5 protein-coding genes are annotated in these 3,765 nt (G+C 72.3%); 2 read left to right on the top strand and 3 right to left on the bottom strand.

Annotation, left to right across the window (positions count from 1 at the left end; all coding sequences use genetic code 11):
- Both AC3XYG_RS00495 and AC3XYG_RS00500 read right to left on the bottom strand, forming a co-directional pair.
- A partial coding sequence (locus tag AC3XYG_RS00495) for a multicopper oxidase domain-containing protein (protein ID WP_489137853.1) occupies nt 1–1,033 on the bottom strand: 1,033 nt, incomplete at its 3' end.
- 96 nt (nt 1,034–1,129) lie between these two features.
- Nucleotides 1,130–1,759 (bottom strand): CGNR zinc finger domain-containing protein, encoded by a 630-nt coding sequence (locus tag AC3XYG_RS00500; RefSeq protein WP_489137854.1) that lies wholly within the window; start codon nt 1,757–1,759, stop codon nt 1,130–1,132.
- Between the two features lie 74 nt (nt 1,760–1,833).
- Between AC3XYG_RS00500 and AC3XYG_RS00505 the strand changes: the two genes are divergently transcribed.
- Nucleotides 1,834–2,433, top strand: coding sequence for a GNAT family N-acetyltransferase (locus tag AC3XYG_RS00505; RefSeq protein ID WP_489137855.1), 600 nt, complete (start codon nt 1,834–1,836; stop codon nt 2,431–2,433).
- A gap of 25 nt (nt 2,434–2,458) precedes the next feature.
- A complete protein-coding gene (locus AC3XYG_RS00510) occupies nt 2,459–2,863 on the top strand; it encodes a VOC family protein (RefSeq protein ID WP_489137856.1) in 405 nt (134 codons plus the stop codon).
- Here the strand turns inward: AC3XYG_RS00510 and AC3XYG_RS00515 are convergent.
- Entirely contained in the window at nt 2,860–3,663 is an 804-nt protein-coding gene (locus AC3XYG_RS00515) for a hypothetical protein (RefSeq protein ID WP_489137857.1), read from the bottom strand. The genes AC3XYG_RS00510 and AC3XYG_RS00515 overlap by 4 nt on opposite strands.
- Nucleotides 3,664–3,765 lie beyond the last annotated feature (102 nt).

The raw sequence follows: 3,765 nt of genomic DNA on the forward strand, positions 1-3,765 counted from the left end.
CCAGTGACAGGTCGACCGGCGGGGCCTCGTCCCTGCCATGGCCGGCGATGCGGGCCACCGCGGCGCCGGGTGCTGCCAGGACCAGCCCGGTGCGCTGGTTGTCGCCTTCGCGCAGCGCCAGCACCGGCAGCGCGGCGCCGGCCGGCACGGTGACGCGGATGTCCAGGCGCTGGGCGATGGCGATCGGGAAGCGCCGGCCGGTCACCGGCTGGACCGGCATGCCGTCGACCGCGACCAGCGTGCCTGTGGCGGCGCCGAGATCGATGTGGAAGTTGGTCGCCGCCGCGCCGTTGATGATGCGCAGCCGCACCCTTCCGCCGCGCTCCACCCGCACCACCTCGGGGTCGGCCAAAGTACGGTCATTGGCCAGATAGGCGTCGTACTCGACGTCGTTGAGATCCATCCCGGTCATGCCGCCGGCACCGTGATCCATGCCGGGCATGTCGTGAGACATCCCCGGCATCGCAGCCATGTCGTGGCCTGTGGCGCCGCGCAGTTCGGCCATGATCTCGGCCGGGTCGCGGAAGGTGAAGTCGTGCAGCATCAGCACGACCTCCTGCTCATCGAGCCCGGCCTCGGCCGGGTCGGCGATAACAAGCGGGGCGGACAGCAGCAGCTGTTCCTGAAAACCGAGATGGGAGTGCATCCAGTTGGTCCCCGGGCGCGCCAGCGTGAAGTCGTAGTCGAAGCCGGTGCCCGCCGGCAGCGGGTCCTGGGTCACGCCGGGCACCCCGTCCTGGCGCCAGGGCGGGGTCAGCCCGTGCCAATGCACCAGCGACGGCTCGGCCAGGCCGTTGGTCAGCCGCACCCGGAAGGCGTCGCCAGCAACGGCGCGCAGCCCGGGGCTGCCGTCCGGCGGGGGGATGCCGGACACCGTGGCCGCCCGGCCGGCGACCTCCAGGCTGCGGGTCGCCACGGTCAGCTCCACCGGCACTGCCGCGCGGGCGAAGCGCGGAGCGAAGCCGACCAGGGCGGCCGAGGCGGCGGTGCCGGCCAGGAAGCGGCGGCGGGTCAGGGCAGGGGGTACGAACATGATCGGGGACCTCTCTCGGGCGGCGTGACCGCACTGTGAGGCTTCCCCTGGCTGGAAGGTAAAGCGCGTCATCGCGTCGCCCCGGCCTGAAGGCAATCAGGCGGTGGTCCGGCTGCGCTCGTAATGCCGGCGCGCCTTGTGCCGGTTGCCGCAATCCTCCATCGAGCACCAGCGCCGGCTGCCGTTGCGCGAGGTGTCCAGGAACACCCAGCGGCACTCCGGATCGGAACAGCATCCGACCCGTCCGGCGCGGCCGGAGGCGAGCAGTTCGGCCGCATCCCACACGACAGGCCACAGCGGCTGCTCCAGCGGTTCCGCCGCCGTCATGGCCCAGGCGAAGCCGCCCTTGGCCGGTACCAGCCCGGTGCGGGTCGGGGCGCGGGCCAGCAGCACGTTCAGCACCGCCAGGTCCGCCGGGGCAATCGCCGCCGGCGACACCAGCATCCGGCCCAGCGCGCCGCGCAGTGCCAGGGCGGTGGCCAGCACCGATGCGGCGATGTCCGGCTGCTGCCCCGCCCGCTGCAGCAGCTCGCGCTGGCCGTCCCGGTCCAGGATGTCGACATGGCCGGCCCACAGTGCCAGCTCGCCATAGCCGGTCAGCCGTTCACGGCGGTCGGGCACGTCGCCGCGCCACATCTCGGTGTTGATGAAGTCCAGGCACAGCATGCCGCCGATCCGTTTCGGCGGCCGCAGGGCATAGGAGGGAACGGGTTCGGCTGTCTGCATTGCCTAACCATCCTACCGGTTGACTGCGGCGGGGCAAGCCCGGCATGGTCGGGCAACCGGCACAGGGGTTAGGAATGCCGAAGACAGATGGTGAGGCCACGCTGGAGTGCCGGCCGCTGACGCCGGGCGGGCTCGATGATGTCGAGACGGTGTTCGCCGGCTGCGCCGATGCCGGCCGCTGCTGGTGTGCCTTCTGGCGCCGGCCGCGGGCGGATTACAACGCCGGCATGCGCGACGGCAGCAACCACGCCTTGTTTCGCGAGCTGGTCGCGGCCGGGGAGCCGACGGGGCTGGTCGGCTATCGCGACGGCGATCCCGTCGCCTGGTGTGGAGTCGCCCCGCGCGCAGCACAGCCGCGGCTGGCCAGGTCGCGCAACCTGGCGACGGTCGACGACCTGCCGGTGTGGTCGATCACCTGCTTCGTCACCGCCCGGGCCCATCGCCGCACCGGGCTGCTGCGCCCGCTGATCCGTGCGGCGATGCAATTGGCCCGGTCGCACGGCGCCCCCGTGATCGAGGCCTATCCGATCGATGCCGGCCGCCGGCTGGGGCCGGGCGAAATCTACACCGGCGTGCTGGGCCCGTTCCTCGATCTCGGCTTCCGCGAGGTGGCACGGCGCAGCCCGACCCGGCCGATCGTCCGTCTCGATCTGACCCGGGACGACCCGCCGTGATCGCAACGCAGAAGGGGAGATCCCGATGGAATTCCACACCGGCCGCCTGATCGACCATGTCCATCTGGTGGTGCGCGACCTGGCGGCCAGTCGCCGCTTCTATGCCGCCGCCCTGGCGTCGCTCGGCCGCGAGATCACCTTTGAGGGGCCGAGCTTCTTCTCCTCGGACGAGCTGTTCGTCAGCACCGGCGATGCGATCAGCCATGTCCATCTGGCGTTCCAGACGCCGGATCGCGACACCGTCCACCGCTTCCACGCGGCAGCGCTGGCGGGCGGCGGCCACGACAATGGCGGGCCGGGCGAGCGGCACTATCACCCCGGCTACTATGCCGCGTTCGTGCTGGACCCCGACGGCAACAACATCGAGGCGGTGCATCACGGCCCGGCCGCGCGCTCGGCCGACTCGGTCGTCATCACGGCCGAGGGCTAGGACCGGGCCGCCGCGACCCGGTTGCGGCTGCGCAGCGCCAGCACCGCGCCGTTCCACAGCAGGCAGGCGGCCAGCGCCAGCCCGAGTGCTGTGGGGGAGCCGAAGGCCGGGGCAGCGAGGTGCAGCAGCGCCAGCGCCGGGATGTAGCCGACCATGCCGATCAGCGCATTGGCGAACACCGCCGCCGTCGCCGCGCCGCCGATGCGCGGATGCAGCAGCACGGCGAGGCTGCCGGTGACCACCGGGAACAGGGCGGCGAAGCCGGCCGCGGTCGGGCCCAGGGCGCGGCCGATCAGCAGCACTGCCGCGATCAGGCTCATCACCGCGGCCGTCCGCACCGGGATGTCCCGCCGCCGGCCGGCACTGCGGATGGCCGTCGCCGTCGCCAGCCGCCGCAGTGCCAGGGGCAGGCACAGGGCGAAGACGCAGAGGTTCAGGGTCACCGCGCCAGGCAGGCTCCACTCGACCCGGGCGATCGCCGTTGCCGCCGCCGCCCAGCCCAGCAGTCCGAGGCCGAGGCTGAGCGCCAGGCCGCGCGACCGGGCGAGCAGGGAATAGCTGGTCAGGAACACGGCCGTCGCGGCGTTGATCGCCAGGCTGGCCAGGGCGCTGCCGGAAACGAACTCGGCATCGTGCTCCATCGCCAGGAAGACATAGGCCGGGCCGGCCGAGATCGGCAGCGTCGCGATCATCGCGCCGAGCAGCGGCCCGCTGCGCTCGACCAGCAGCGATGCGGTGACGACGATCCCCGCGGTCAGCGCCAGCTTGGCGGCGAACAGAAGCCAGAACGGGTCGATCACGGCGAAGTCTCCAGCGGGGCCGTGTCCCTTGCTAGACCATGGCCGGCACGGCGCCCATCGCCGGTTTTTCGGGCCTGTCCTGCGCGGCGCAGAATATAACCG

Source organism: Inquilinus sp., from assembly GCF_057815775.1.

Bases quoted from the DNA above. Each gene is read 5' to 3' on its own strand.
- AC3XYG_RS00505 (WP_489137855.1), top strand. From the start codon at position 1,834: ATGCCGAAGACAGATGGTGAGGCCACGCTGGAGTGCCGGCCGCTGACG.
- AC3XYG_RS00510 (WP_489137856.1), top strand. From the start codon at position 2,459: ATGGAATTCCACACCGGCCGCCTGATCGACCATGTCCATCTGGTGGTG.
- AC3XYG_RS00500 (WP_489137854.1), bottom strand. From the start codon at position 1,759: ATGCAGACAGCCGAACCCGTTCCCTCCTATGCCCTGCGGCCGCCGAAA.